We start from the raw sequence: 13,142 nt of genomic DNA, 5'->3' as shown, positions 1-13,142 counted from the left end.
GCCTCGTTTGCGAGCCTGCGGGCGGCGGGGCAGCCCCAGCTCGACAAGGGGCTGTCGCAGCCGACACTCGACGCGGTGATAGCGGCCGTGCGGGCGAGCGACGCGGCGGTTTCGGCGAGCGAGCTCGGCGCGCGGCTCGAGCTGGCGAGGGTCACCGCGCGCCGCTACCTCGAGCACCTCGTGGGAGCGGGTGTGCTCGAGCGGGCGCCGAGGTACGGCACGCCCGGTCGCCCCGAGTACGAGTACCGGGCGCGCTAGGGCGAGTCGGGCGTGGCGCCGGTCGCGGCGGGTTCGCCCGCGTGCCGCTCGAGCAGCGGGCCCATGCGGTTCGGGATGATCTCGGCCATCGCGAGGGTGGTGCTCGACCGCGTGACGCCCTCGATCTCGAGGATGCCCGTCGTCAACCGGTAGAGGTGGGCCGGATCGCGCGCCGCGATGCGCACCTGCAGGTCACCCTCGCCGGTGATGGCGAGCGCCTCGAGGATCTCGGGGATCTCGGTGAGCGCCCGTACCGTCTCGTCGGAGTTGCTCTGCGTGATCGACAGCCGGAGGAAGGCGGTGAGGGGGTAGCCGAGCGACGTGGGGCTCACGCGCTGGCTGGGCGATCCGAGCTGACGCCGCTCGGCGAGTTTGCGCAGCCGGGCGTGCACCGTGTTGCGGGCAATGCCGAGCGCGCGGGAGAGCGACAGCGTGGTCGCCTCGGGCTCGGCGTCGAGGGCGAGAATGATTCGCGCGTCCGTGGCATCGAGGTTGGGCATAGTGAAGTGTATCCGGCAGGCTTTGGGACGGAATAAAGCACGATGCGCAGTTCAATGAGCCGTGTTGCGCATGGTGCGCAACATCCACATCCTTGAGCTATGACCGACTTTCTCCGCGCCGTCCCGACCGCGGTTGCCGCCCGCCGACCATCGGTCGCGATCGTCGGCGTCGGTGCCATCGGCACGGTCGTCGCCGACGCGCTGGCCGAGCGTGCCGAGGTCGTTCTCTGCCGCCGCGCGACGGCCGCGCCGATGACCATCGAGGTCGCGGGCGACATCAGACGCGTGGATGCGGCCGTCGCCACAACACCCGCCGCCCTCGGCCCGGTGGACTGGGTGGTCGTCACGGTCAAGGCGCAGGACACCGCGACCGTCGGCCCCTGGCTCGACGCCCTCGTCGGCCCGCACACCACGGTCGTCGTGCTGCAGAACGGCATCGGCCACGCCGAGCGCGTCGCGGATTGGGTGGGCGCGGAACGCGTGGTCCCGGGCATCGTCTACATCGCGGCCGAGAAGGTGACGCGCGACCTCGTGGTCTGCCGCGACCCCGGCGCCCTCGCGCTCGCCGCCGGCGGCGACGACGTCTCGAACCGCACAGCTGCCGCGTTCGCCGGGCTTTTCGACACCGACCGCATCGCCGTGCGCCTCGTCGACGACTTCGTCACCGAGTCGTGGACCAAGCTCGTGATGAACTCGGCGCTCAACACCGTGACCGCGCTCACCGACCGCACGATGGAGGTCACGACGGATCCCGGCGTGCGTCCGCTGCTGCGCGCGCTGCTGGCCGAGGCCGTGCTCGTCGCCGAGGCCGAGGGCGCGGTATTCGCGCCCGGAGCCGCCGAGACCTTCCTGCTGCGCATGGACGGCCTGCCGCGCAACAGCGCCACGTCGATGCAGCTGGACCGCCGGGCGGGGCGTCCGCTCGAGCACAACTATCTGACCGGCGCCGTGCTGGCGGCGGCCGAACGCCACGGCGTCGACGTGCCGACCGTGCGCATGGTGCACGGCCTGATCGACGCGCTCGGCGCCAAGCCGCAGCCGGTCGACGAGGAGCTCGCCGCGTAGCCGACGCTTCACCCCGGGCCGCGCGGCCCGGCGGGGCGTAGTTTGGACGGGTGACCGCTCTCAACGACGACCTGCTCGCCCGCATCCGTTCGCGCGCCGCAGGCTACGACCGCGACAACGCCTTCTTCACCGAGGATCTCGACGACCTGCGCGCCGCCGGCTACCTCGAGTCGCGCCCGCTGCTCGAGGTCGCGCGCGACCAGCGGCTGCTTGCGGCGCACGCTCCCGCGACGGCCCTCGGCATCAACATGCACCTCGTCGTGGTCGGCATCGCGCGGGTGCTGCACGAGCGCGGCGACACCTCGCTCGACTGGATCCTCGCGGAGGCCGCGGCCGGCGAGCTCTTCGCGTTCGGCAACAGCGAGGCCGGCAACGACCAGGTGATGTTCGACTCGCGCACGAGGGCCGAGCCGCAGCCGGACGGGTCGTACCTGTTCACGGGCACGAAGATCTTCACCTCGCTGTCGCCGGCGTGGACGCGCCTGGCGGTGTTCGGACGCGACGATTCGGATGACGCGGGGCCGAGGCTCGTGCACGGCGTGCTCACTCGCGAGACGCCGGGCCATCACTCGGTGGGCGAGTGGAACCCGCTCGGCATGCGCGCCACGCAGAGTTTCACGACCGTGCTCGACGGGGCGCGGGTCGCTCCCGAGCGCATCACCCGGATCCTGCCCGTCGGCCCGGTCGCCGACCCCTACATCTTCGGACTGTTCGCCCATTTCCTGCTGCTGATCTCGAGCGTGTACGCCGGCCTCGCCGACCGCGCGCTCGAGCTGGCGGTCGAGAATGTCGCCGCGCGCCGGTCGATGAAGACCGGCCTCGCCTACGCTCACGACCCGGACGTCCGTTGGCAGCTCGCCGACGCGGCGATCGCGCTCGACTCGCTCGGGCCGCAGATCGAGGGGCTCGCCCGTGACGTCGACGAGCTCGCCGACCACGGGGCGGCCTGGTTTCGGCTGCTCGTCGGCACCAAGACACGCTCGGTGGACGTGGCGCGGTCGGTGGTGGAGACCGCGATCCGGGTGTCGGGCGGCTCGTCGTACGCGGCCGACACCGAGCTCTCCCGGCTGTACCGCGACGCGTTGGCCGGGCTGTTCCACCCGAGCGACCCCGAGTCGGCGCACGCGACGGTGGCGACGAACCTATTAGGCGCGCTGGAGCTATGACAAACGCGCCAGCGTTTGTGCGACGCCAGCGCCGAGGGAGCCTGCGACCGAGGTTTTCGCTGCCGCCGGTTGAGTAGGTTGCGCAGCGACCGTATCGAAACCTCACTGGTCAGCGGTTTCGATACGGGCGCCAGAGCGCCCTACTCAACCAACAGCTATCCTCGGTAGGCGCCATCTCGGGCGCCGCACCACCCCACCGGAGGAATCGTGGCTCTGCCCTGGACACTGCACGGCGACGGCAAGAACGTCGGCGCGACCGAGATCGTCTACCCCGAAGAACGCCTCACCTGGCTGCGTACGATCGGTTTCGGCAGCCAGCACGTCGTCGCCATGTTCGGCGCCACCTTCCTCGTGCCGCTCATCACCGGGTTCCCGCCCGCGACGACGCTGCTGTTCTCCGGAATCGGCACCCTGCTCTTCCTGCTGATCACGGCGAACCGCCTGCCGAGCTACTTGGGGTCGTCGTTCGCGTTCCTCGCCCCCATCAGCGCGGCCACCGCGTCGGGCGGGCCATCCGTCGCCCTCGGCGGCATCATCGTCGTCGGCGCGCTGCTCGCGGTGATCGGCATCGTCGTGCACCTCACCGGCACCGGCTGGATCGACGTGGTGCTCCCGCCGGTCGTGAGCGGCGCGATCGTCGCGCTCATCGGCTTCAACCTCGCCCCGGCCGCGAAGAACAACTTCGCCGAGTCGCCGGTCGTGGCGATCATCACCCTGCTCGCCATCATCGTCGCGGCGGTGTTCTTCCGCGGCTTCCTCGGGCGGCTGTCGATCATCCTCGGCGTCGTGGTCGGCTACATCGCCGCCACCATCGCGGGCGAGGTCGACTTCAGCGCTGTCGGCGACGCGGCGTGGGTCGGTCTTCCCGAGTTCACGGCGCCGTCGTTCTCGAGCGACAACGTGGGCGTCTATCTGATGTTCCTACCGGTGGTGCTCGCGCTCGTGGCCGAGAACGTCGGGCACATCAAGGGCGTCGGGCAGCTGACCAACCGCAACCTCGACGGCCTCACCGGGCGCGCCCTGTTCGCCGACGGGCTCGCGACCGTGCTCTCCGGTCTCGGCGGAGGATCGCCGACCACCACCTACGGTGAGAACATCGGCGTGATGGCGGCGACGCGCGTCTTCTCGACCGCCGCCTACTGGGTCGCCGGCATCGTCGCGATCCTGCTCGGTCTGTCGCCCAAGTTCGGCGCGATCATCAACACGGTGCCCGCCGGCGTGCTCGGCGGCGTGACGACCGCGCTCTACGGCCTCATCGGAATCATCGGCGTGCGCATCTGGGTCGAGAACCGGGTCGACTTCAGCAAGCCCAAGAACCAGCTCACCGCCGGCGTCGCACTCATCATGGGAATCGCCGACTTCACGATCAACCTCGGCGAGCTCACCTTCTCGGGCATCGTGCTCGGCACGGTCGCCGCGATCGTCGTCTACCACCTGATGAACGGCATCGCGAAGCTGCGCGGCACCGACAACTGACAGCGGTGGTCGCAGATGAGCCGGTTCCGGCTGGATGAGGCGACCGCGGTCGGGTCATCCAGCCGAAATCGCCTCATCTGCCGGCCGCGCCGGGCCGCTCGCGCTAGCGCTGTCGCGGCACCAGCCGCTCGAGCTGCGTCACGTGCCGTGGTTCGAGCTCGTCGAGGCTCTTCACCCCGAGCAGGCGCATGGTGCGGGCGATCTGGTCGGCCAGAATCTCGATGGTGCGGTCGACACCGTCGCGTCCGCCCGCCATGAGCCCGTACAGGTACGCACGCCCGATGAGGGTGAACTTGGCGCCGAGCGCTATCGACGCGACGATGTCGGCGCCGCTCATGATTCCGGTGTCGAGGTGGACTTCCGTGTCCTTGCCGACCTCCCGCACGACATCCGGAAGCAGGTGGAAGGGGATGGGCGCGCGGTCGAGCTGGCGTCCGCCGTGGTTCGACAGGGTGATGCCGTCGACTCCCATGTCGGCGAGACGCTTAGCGTCGTCGACATTCTGCACGCCCTTCACGACGAGCTTGCCCGGCCACTGCTGCTTGATCCAGGCGAGGTCGTCGAATGTGACGGTCGGGTCGAACATCGTGTCGAGCAGCTCGCCCACGGTGCCGCTCCAGCGGTCGAGCGAGGCGAAGGCGAGGGGCTCGGTGGTGAGGAAGTTGATCCACCACTCCGGGCGGGGGATCGCGTTGACGACGGTGCCGACGGTGAGCTGCGGCGGGATCGAGAAGCCGTTGCGCTTGTCGCGCAGGCGGGCGCCCGCCACCGGAACGTCGACCGTCACGAGCAGCGTGTCGAATCCCGCCTTCGCCGCACGGTCGACGAGCGCCATGGAGCGCTCGCGGTCTTTCCACATGTAGAGCTGGAACCAGTTGCGTCCGTCGGGGTTCGCGGCCTTCACGTCTTCGATCGCCGTGGTGCCCATCGTCGACAGCGAGAACGGGATGCCGGCCGCCGCCGCGGCGCCCGCCCCCGCGATCTCGCCCTCGGTCTGCATCATGCGGGTGAAACCGGTGGGAGCGATGCCGAACGGCAGGGCGACGCGGCCGCCGAGCACCTCGCTCGACATGTCGACCGTCGAGACGTCGCGCAGGATCGACGGCGTGAACTCGATGTCTTCGAACGCCTGGCGGGCACGCGTGAGGCTGATCTCCGCCTCGGCGGCGCCTTCCGTGTAGTCGAACGCGGCCTTGGGCGTGCGGCGCTTCGCGATGTCGCGCAGGTCGGCGATCGTGAGCGCACCCTGCAGGCGCCGCTTCTTGGCGTTGAACTCGGGGGTCTTGAAGTTCATCAGCGGGCGGAGGTCTTTGTACTTCGGGATTCTGCGCTGAACCATGATGTCGCTTTCTATCGGGGGAGGAGGGCTCTAGAGGGGGGTGCTGTCGAAGTGGGAGATCAGCCGGTCGCGCGACCCGGCGATGTGCTCGCGGGTGAGACGGGCGGCGCGGTCGGAGTCGCCGGCGGTGACCGCGTCGAGGATGCCCTGGTGCTGCGCGCCGACCTCGGCCGCGGTCAGCAGGTGGGCCGCCTGAACCTGCCCGATGCAGAGCTCGATCTCGCCCATGAGCAGTGCGTGCATGCGTGCGAGCCGCGGGCTGGGCTGTGCGGCGACGAGCGCGCGGTGGAAGTCGATGTCGTGGGTGGCGAAGTCGATGGTGTCGGTGAGGAGCGCCCGGTGGGCCGTCAGCGCCGCTGCCGGGAGGCCGCCGCTCAGGGCGAGAACGCCGACCGCCGCGCTCTCGACGACGGCACGGCTGTCGAACAGGTCGACGATGTCGGCGCGGCTCAACCGGGGGACCCGCGCGGTCTGGTGCTTCTCGCGGCGAAGCAGACCGTCGCTGACCAGCCGCTCGATCGCGGTCTTCGCGGTCGGGCGGGCGACGCCGAAGCGCAGCGCGATCGCCGACTCGGTCACGGACTCACCCGGGGCGATGGTCTGGCGGATGATCGCCGAGCGGAGCCCCGAGTAGATCGCGTCGGGAAGGACCGCGGATGTCGCATCCGTCGTCATTTCGCACCTCCCGGGTCATCGTCGGCTCAGATTGTCTAACAACCTAGCAGATTGTCTGACAATGCGAGTCTGCTGGTTGAGTGGGTCGCGCAGCGACCGTATCGAAACGGAAGAGGGCCCTGGTTTCGATACGCGCCGTAGACGGCGCTACTCAACCAGCACTCAGGCCGAATCGCGCCAGACGATGTGCGTCTCGAGGAACGTCCCGGCGCTGTCGACCGCCTCGCCGCGGATCTGGGCGAGCACGGATTCGGCGGCGCGACGTCCGAGCTGGCCGGCCGGCTGGTGCACCGTCGAGAGCGGCGGCTGGGAGCGGATGGCCCAGGCGCTGTCGTCGAACCCGACGACACCGACGTCGCCGGGCACGGTGCGCCCGGCCTCGCGCAATACGTCGAGCACTCCCGCGGCGATCGCGTCGGACGCGGCGAACACCCCGTCGACCTGCGGAGCGCGCTCGAGCAGTTCGCGCATTCCCTCGACGCCGCTGGAGTGCGCGTACAGCGGCACCTTCACCACGAGCGAGGGGTCGTAGGCGTTGCCGAGCGCGGCGGCGAAACCGGCGACGCGGTCTTGGCCGGAGTCGCGGTCGAGTCCGGCCGCGATCATGCCGATCGTCGAGCGGCCCGTCTGCATCAGCCGGGTCGTGATGGCCTTCGCGGCCGAGAAGTTGTCGATGCCCACGTAGGGGATGCCCTCGATGTCGACCGGGTGGCCGACGAACGCCGCCGGAATTCCGATCTGCGACACGATCTTCGCGATCGGGTCGTGGGCGCGGGCCGAGACGATGATGACGCCGTCGACGAACCCGCCGGTCAGGTACTGTGCGACGCGCCTGCTGTCGCGGTCGGAGTCGATCACGAGCGAGACCAGCTGGTAGTCGGCGTCGGAGAGCACCGAGTTCGTTCCGAGCAGGATGCTGCCGATGTTCGGGTCTTCGAGGAACATGGCGTGCGGCTCGTGCACGATCAGCCCGATCGCGTGCGACTGGCGCGTGACCAGGTTGCGGGCCGCCGTGTTGCGCACGTACCCGACCTGCTCGATGGCCGTTTCGACGGCCTTCTGTGCGGCCTCCGAGACGTAGGCCTCCGAGTTGAGCACGCGCGATACCGTGCCGCGCGAGACCCCCGCGACCCGGGCAACGTCGTTGATCGTCGCTCTCGTGGTGGGGAGGCGGCGGGCGATCATGCTCACACCCTACTGCTCCGCCGGGTTGACACTTTCCGTCGCGTCTGTTTATTCTGGGAGCGTTCACAGACTCTCAAGGAGGAGTTGTCGACGCCCCTTCTGGGAGCGTTCACAGAAACTTCGTAGAAGTCACGAACGCCGGGCGTCGAACGAGGCGTCCTCGCACTGACACTGGAGCCTCTTGAGCAAGACACCCGTAGCCGAACTCGTCGATAGGACGCGGCCGCAGTTCACCTATGGTGCCGACTACAACCCCGAGCAGTGGGCTCCCGAGGTGTGGGCCGAAGATGCGCGGCTGATGCAGCAGGCCGGCGTCAACCTCGTCGCCATCAACATCTTCGGCTGGGCGCAGCTCGAGCCGCTGCCCGGTCAGTACTACTTCGACCGTCTCGACGCGGTGATCGAGGTGCTGCACGAGCACGGCATCGGCATCAATCTCGGCACGGGTACCTCGAGCCCGCCGGCGTGGCTCGCCCACGACTACCCCGAGTCGCTGCCCACCGTCGCCGACGGAACCCGGCGCTACTTCGGTGGCCGCCAGGCCTTCTGCCCCAGCTCGCCCGCCTACCGCGAACACTCGCTTCGCCTCGTCGAGCGGGTCGCCCGCCGCTACGGCACCCACCCCGCCGTGAAGCTCTGGCACGTGTCGAACGAGATCGGCTGCCACAACGCGCACTGCTACTGTGCCGTGTCGGCCGAGGCATTCCGCGGCTGGCTGCGCGAACGCTACGTCACCCTCGACGCGCTCAACGACGCCTGGGGCACCGCGTTCTGGAGCCAGAAGTACGGCGCGTGGGAGCACATCCGGACCCCACGCCTCACGGTCTCCACCGGCAACCCCGGCCAGGCGCTCGACTTCATGCGCTTCTCGAGCGACGAGCTGCTCGGCCAGTACCGCGCCGAAGAGGCCGTGCTGCGCGAACACAGCGCCGCCCCGGTCACCACCAATTTCATGGTCACCGCCCACATCCGCAACCAGGACTACTGGGCCTGGGCGCCGCACATGGACGTCGTCGCCAACGACCACTACCTCGACCACCGCCTCGCGAACACCCGCGACGAGCTCGCCTTCGCCGCCGACGCGACCCGCGGCCTGGCCGGCGGCGACCCGTGGCTGCTGATGGAATCGGCCACGAGCGCCGTCAACTGGCAGCCGCGCAACATCGCCAAGGCGCCCCGCGAGATGATCCGCAACTCGCTGAGCCACGTGGCACGCGGCGCCGACGGCATCAGCTTCTTCCAGTGGCGCGCCTCCCTGCAGGGCAGCGAGAAGTTCCACTCGGCGATGCTGCCGCACGCCGGCGAAGACTCCAAGGTGTGGCGCGAGGTCGTCGAACTCGGCGAGACGCTCGGCAAGCTCGCCGCGGTCACGGGCAGCCGGGTCGTCACCGACGTCGCGCTCGTCTTCGACTGGCAGGCCTGGTGGGCGACCGACCTCGACTCGCACCCCACCGGCGATATCGGCTACCTCGACCAGGTGCACCGCGTCTACAACGCGCTGCTCGCCGAGGGGTTCACCGTCGACATCGTCGCCCCCGGCGCGAGCCTCGACGACCACCGGTTCGTGGTCGTGCCGAGCCTGTACGCGGTCAGCGATGCGGATGCCGCGGTAATCAGCGATTTCGTAGCCGCCGGCGGTCACGCCGTCGTCACCTTCTTCAGCGGAATCGTCGACGGCGACGACCGCGTGCGCACCGGCGGGTACCCCGGGGCGTTCCGCGACCTGCTCGGGGTCTCGACCGAGGAGTTCTTCCCGGTCGAGCCGGGCGTCGAGCTCGCCCTGAGCAACGGCTCGACCGCCACCACCTGGGCCGAGTGGGTGCACCTGCGCGGCGCATCCGCCGTCGCCACCTTCGAGTCGGGTCCGCTCGTCGGCGTTCCCGCCGTCACGCGCAACGAGTTCGGAGCGGGCACCGCCTGGTACCTCGCGACGAACCTCGATGCCGAGGGCCTGCGCGGGGTGCTCGCCACCGCCGCCCACAAGGCCGGCGTCGCGACCCCGGTCGCGTCGCCCGACGGGGTCGAAATCATCCGTCGTTCCGGCGACAACGGCGACTTCCTCTTCGTCATCAACCACACGGATGCCCCGTTCGAAGTCACGGCAACCGGAACCGAACTCATCACAGACACAGTCGTCGAAGGCACCCTCGCCGTTGCAGCGGGCGAAGTGCGCGTCGTTAGAGAAAGCAGGGACAACTCGTGACCACCGAGTCCGTAGTCGGGGTGAGCGCCAAACCGCGCCGCACCCCGGTCAAACACAAGAGCTCGATCGCGTTCTTCATCGCGCCGTTCGCCGCCCTGTTCGCCGCGTTCTACCTATTGCCAATCGGCTGGGCCATCTACCAGTCGCTGCTCGTCGTCGAGCGCGACGGCACCTTCGGCAAGCCCGTCGAGGTATTCGGCGGCCTGACGCAGTATTTCCTGGTCTTCCAGAACGAAGAATTCTGGGCGTCCGTCGGCCGTGTGCTGCTCTTCGGCGCGGTCCAGGTTCCCGTGATGCTCGGCATCGCGCTCGTGCTCGCGCTGCTGCTCGACTCGCCGCTGGTCAAGGGGAAGAAGTTCTTCCGGCTCGCGTTCTTCGTGCCGTACGCGGTGCCGGGCGTGATCGCCGCGATCATGTGGGGCTACCTCTACTCGCCGAACCTGTCGCCGTTCGCCGCCTTCACCTCGGAGGTCGACCTGCTGTCGCCGTCGACGGTGCTGTGGTCGATCGCGAACGTCGTGACCTGGGTCTACGTGGGCTACAACATGCTCATCATCTACTCGGCGCTGCTCGCCCTGCCGTCGGAGATCTTCGAGGCCGCCCGCCTCGACGGAGCCAACCAGTGGCAGATCGCCTGGAGCATCAAGATCCCGCTGGTCGCGCCGGCCATCACCCTCACCGCGATCTTCTCGATCATCGGCACGCTGCAGCTGCTCGCCGAACCGCAGGTGTTCCGCAGCTTCACTTCGTCGGTGTCGAGCACGTTCACCCCGAACCTCGCGGTCTACGCCACCTCGGCCGTGCCGAACGTGAGCCTCGCCGCCGCGATGAGCGTGGTTCTCGCGCTCGCGACGTTCGCGCTGTCGTTCGGTTTCCTCAAGTTCACCCAGCGTAAGGCCGACAAATGAGCAACGACGTAACCACGAAGGCCCGCGCGGGAGCCCCCAAAGAGAAGCTCGCCTCGCGCACGGCGGCCATGATCATCATGGGCGTCTCGACGCTCTACTTCCTCGTGCCGATCTGGTGGCTGTTCATCTCGTCGACGAAGAGCCGCGCGCAGTTCAGTTCGACCGCGGCCCTCTGGTTCGCCGACTTCAACCTGTTCACCAACATCGCCGACCTCGTCGCCTACAACGACGGCGTGTACCTCAAGTGGATGCTCAACAGCATCCTCTACGCGGGAACCGGCGCGCTGCTCGGAACGCTCTTCGCCGCGATGTGCGGGTACGCCCTCGCGAAGTACCACTTCCCGGGACGCGAGCTCGTCTTCAACGTCGTGCTCGGCGGCGTGCTGGTACCGGCCACCGCCCTGGCGCTGCCGCTGTTCCTCATCTTCAGCCAGTTCAACGCCACGAACACGTTCTGGTCGGTGTTCCTGCCGAGCCTGGTCAGCCCTTTCGGCGTCTACCTCGCCCGCATCTTCGCCTCGGCGAGCGTGCCGGACGAGCTGCTCGAGGCGGCCCGACTCGACGGTGCGAGCGAGATCCGCACCTTCTTCTCCGTGTCGCGGAGGCTCATGACCCCGGCGCTCGTCACGATCTTCCTGTTCCAGTTCGTGGCCATCTGGAACAACTTCTTCCTGCCGCTCATCATGCTGCGCGACCAGACGCTCTTCCCGGTCACGCTCGGCCTCTACACCTGGAACTCGCAGGTCAACCAGATCCCCGAGATCCGCACGTTCGTGATCATCGGCGCCTTCCTGTCGATCATCCCGCTCATCATCGCCTTCCTCAGCCTGCAGCGCTTCTGGCGCGGCGGGCTGGGGGCCGGAAGCGTCAAGTAGCCGCCTCCACCACCCTCCCGCACCATCCCATTTCAGAGCAGAAAAAGGAAAGAGATATGCAACTCAAGAACAGCACGCGCATCGCAGCGCTCGGCATCGTCGCCGCGATCAGCCTCACCGGCTGTGCAGCCGGCAGCGACTCGGGCAGCACCGACGGCGCCGTCGACTGCACGCCCGCCGACGGCAAGGTCGAACTCTCGTACACCTCGTGGATCCCCGGCATCGAGAACGTCGTCGCCATCTGGAACGAGAAGAACCCCGACATCCAGGTGACCGTTCAGACCGGCCCGAACGGCAACGGCGGAACCTACAAGAACTTCTTCAACCAGCTCAGCGCCGGCAACGCGCCCGACCTCGGCCAGATCGAGTACGACGCCCTGCCGAACTTCCGCGTGCAGGACGGCCTGACCAACCTCGCGAGCTGCGACATCGTCGCCGACTCGCAGGACCAGTTCATCGACTGGACCTGGAACCAGGTCTCGTTCGGCGAGGAGGACGCGGTCTACGCGATCCCGCAGGACACCGGCCCCATGGCGATGTACTACCGTGCCGACCTCTTCGAGGCCGCCGGCATCCCCGTTCCGACCACGTGGGACGAGTACGCGGCCGCCGCGGCCAAGATCCGCGAGCAGGGCGGCTACATCACCAACTTCCCGCAGAACGACGTGAACTGGTTCGCCGGTCTCGTCTGGCAGAAGGACGGCTCCTGGTTCACCAACGACGGCGACGCGTGGGACGTCACGCTGACCTCCCCCGAGAGCGAAGAGGTCGCCTCCTACTGGCAGGACCTCATCGCCGGCGACCTGGTGTCGAAGGTTCCGGCCTGGACCGACGAGTGGAACAACGCCTACAACACCGGCAGCGACTGGACCTGGATCTCAGCCGTCTGGGGCGCCAACTCGATCTCGAGCGGCGCACCCGACACGGCCGGCAAGTGGGCCGTGGCCCCCATGCCGCAGTGGACCGCGGGCGAGGAGAAGGCCGGCAACTGGGGCGGATCGTCGACCGCAGTGCTCACCGGCAGCGAGCACCCCTACGAGGCGGCACAGTTCGCCCTCTGGCTGAACACCGATGACGAGGCCCTCACGGCTCTGAACAAGGAAGCCAACCTCTACCCGGCTACGAAGGCCGGCCTCGACCTGCCCGTGCTCAGCGAGGGTGTCGAGTTCTACGCCAACCAGAAGATCTACGACGTCTTCGCCGATGCGGCGAACCAGACGAACGCCGATTTCACCTGGGGCCCGACCATGACGCAGACCTACGCCGACGTGGCGGACGGCTTCGGCAAGGTACTCGGCGGCGAGGGAACGCTCAGCGACGCACTCGCGACCGGCCAGACTAAGACCATCGCGGCTCTCGAGGCCGCGGCGATCCCGGTCAACAAGTAACACCTCAGAAAGAACGCATGATCCATCACCTCCGTGCCCCCCGCACCCCCCTAGTGCAGGACGCCCCCCGCCCCCGCGGGCCCGGGAAGGTGCACAAGGGTTGC

At 68.6% G+C, this 13,142-nt stretch carries 12 protein-coding genes; 8 read left to right on the top strand and 4 right to left on the bottom strand.

Features of this window, described 5'->3' with window-relative positions; translation table 11 throughout:
• On the top strand, positions 1-258 hold a 258-nt coding region (locus ACLQ6X_RS01650; RefSeq protein WP_411698418.1), incomplete at its 5' end, for a helix-turn-helix domain-containing protein.
• On the opposite strand, the gene ACLQ6X_RS01645 is transcribed toward ACLQ6X_RS01650, so the two are convergent.
• Complete coding sequence (locus tag ACLQ6X_RS01645) at positions 255-758, bottom strand: Lrp/AsnC family transcriptional regulator (RefSeq protein WP_411698417.1); 504 nt, start codon at positions 756-758, stop codon at positions 255-257. The genes ACLQ6X_RS01650 and ACLQ6X_RS01645 overlap by 4 nt on opposite strands.
• Positions 759-857: 99 nt before the next feature.
• Here ACLQ6X_RS01645 and ACLQ6X_RS01640 point away from each other — a divergent pair, with 99 nt between their 5' ends.
• From ACLQ6X_RS01640 to ACLQ6X_RS01630, 3 genes are all read left to right on the top strand, one after another.
• Complete coding sequence (locus ACLQ6X_RS01640) at positions 858-1,823, top strand: ketopantoate reductase family protein (protein WP_411698416.1); 966 nt, start codon at positions 858-860, stop codon at positions 1,821-1,823.
• A gap of 50 nt (positions 1,824-1,873) precedes the next feature.
• Positions 1,874-2,989 carry an acyl-CoA dehydrogenase family protein gene (locus ACLQ6X_RS01635; protein ID WP_411698415.1) on the top strand — a complete coding sequence of 372 codons (1,116 nt, stop codon included), beginning with the start codon at positions 1,874-1,876 and terminating at the stop codon, positions 2,987-2,989.
• Between the two features lie 207 nt (positions 2,990-3,196).
• Entirely contained in the window at positions 3,197-4,465 is a 1,269-nt protein-coding gene (locus tag ACLQ6X_RS01630) for a uracil-xanthine permease family protein (RefSeq protein ID WP_411698414.1), read from the top strand.
• 103 nt (positions 4,466-4,568) lie between these two features.
• Here ACLQ6X_RS01630 and ACLQ6X_RS01625 read toward each other — a convergent pair whose 3' ends face one another.
• The 3 genes from ACLQ6X_RS01625 to ACLQ6X_RS01615 all read right to left on the bottom strand — a co-directional run bounded on the left by ACLQ6X_RS01625 (position 4,569) and on the right by ACLQ6X_RS01615 (position 7,664).
• The gene (locus ACLQ6X_RS01625; protein ID WP_411698413.1) at positions 4,569-5,804 is read right to left on the bottom strand and encodes an alpha-hydroxy-acid oxidizing protein; all 1,236 of its coding nucleotides are present in this window, start codon (positions 5,802-5,804) and stop codon (positions 4,569-4,571) included.
• 30 nt (positions 5,805-5,834) lie between these two features.
• Positions 5,835-6,479, bottom strand: a complete 645-nt coding sequence (locus tag ACLQ6X_RS01620; protein ID WP_411698412.1) for a GntR family transcriptional regulator — start codon at positions 6,477-6,479, stop codon at positions 5,835-5,837.
• A 162-nt stretch (positions 6,480-6,641) separates the two neighbouring features.
• Complete coding sequence (locus tag ACLQ6X_RS01615; protein ID WP_411698411.1) at positions 6,642-7,664, bottom strand: LacI family DNA-binding transcriptional regulator; 1,023 nt, start codon at positions 7,662-7,664, stop codon at positions 6,642-6,644.
• Positions 7,665-7,845: 181 nt separating this feature from the next.
• On the opposite strand from ACLQ6X_RS01615, the gene ACLQ6X_RS01610 reads away from it, so the two are divergent.
• The 4 genes from ACLQ6X_RS01610 to ACLQ6X_RS01595 are packed head-to-tail and all read left to right on the top strand — an operon-like array spanning position 7,846 to position 13,038.
• Positions 7,846-9,867, top strand: a complete 2,022-nt coding sequence (locus ACLQ6X_RS01610) for a beta-galactosidase (protein WP_411698410.1) — start codon at positions 7,846-7,848, stop codon at positions 9,865-9,867.
• A 20-nt stretch (positions 9,868-9,887) separates the two neighbouring features.
• Entirely contained in the window at positions 9,888-10,775 is an 888-nt protein-coding gene (locus ACLQ6X_RS01605) for a carbohydrate ABC transporter permease (protein WP_411698419.1), read from the top strand.
• Positions 10,772-11,650 carry a carbohydrate ABC transporter permease gene (locus ACLQ6X_RS01600; protein ID WP_229733266.1) on the top strand — a complete coding sequence of 293 codons (879 nt, stop codon included), beginning with the start codon at positions 10,772-10,774 and terminating at the stop codon, positions 11,648-11,650. The genes ACLQ6X_RS01605 and ACLQ6X_RS01600 overlap by 4 nt, the downstream gene beginning before the upstream one ends.
• Positions 11,651-11,706: 56 nt before the next feature.
• Entirely contained in the window at positions 11,707-13,038 is a 1,332-nt protein-coding gene (locus ACLQ6X_RS01595) for an ABC transporter substrate-binding protein (RefSeq protein ID WP_411698409.1), read from the top strand.
• The last annotated feature ends 104 nt before the right edge of the window (positions 13,039-13,142 follow it).

The organism is Conyzicola sp. (assembly GCF_046714715.1).
GTDB lineage: Bacteria > Actinomycetota > Actinomycetes > Actinomycetales > Microbacteriaceae > Conyzicola.
This window is presented reverse-complemented; position numbering and strand designations above follow the sequence as displayed.

Bases quoted from the DNA above. Each gene is read 5' to 3' on its own strand.
- ACLQ6X_RS01595 (WP_411698409.1), top strand. From the start codon at position 11,707: ATGCAACTCAAGAACAGCACGCGCATCGCAGCGCTCGGCATCGTCGCC.
- ACLQ6X_RS01625 (WP_411698413.1), bottom strand. From the start codon at position 5,804: ATGGTTCAGCGCAGAATCCCGAAGTACAAAGACCTCCGCCCGCTGATG.
- ACLQ6X_RS01600 (WP_229733266.1), top strand. From the start codon at position 10,772: ATGAGCAACGACGTAACCACGAAGGCCCGCGCGGGAGCCCCCAAAGAG.
- ACLQ6X_RS01615 (WP_411698411.1), bottom strand. From the start codon at position 7,664: ATGATCGCCCGCCGCCTCCCCACCACGAGAGCGACGATCAACGACGTT.
- ACLQ6X_RS01645 (WP_411698417.1), bottom strand. From the start codon at position 758: ATGCCCAACCTCGATGCCACGGACGCGCGAATCATTCTCGCCCTCGAC.
- ACLQ6X_RS01640 (WP_411698416.1), top strand. From the start codon at position 858: ATGACCGACTTTCTCCGCGCCGTCCCGACCGCGGTTGCCGCCCGCCGA.
- ACLQ6X_RS01620 (WP_411698412.1), bottom strand. From the start codon at position 6,479: ATGACGACGGATGCGACATCCGCGGTCCTTCCCGACGCGATCTACTCG.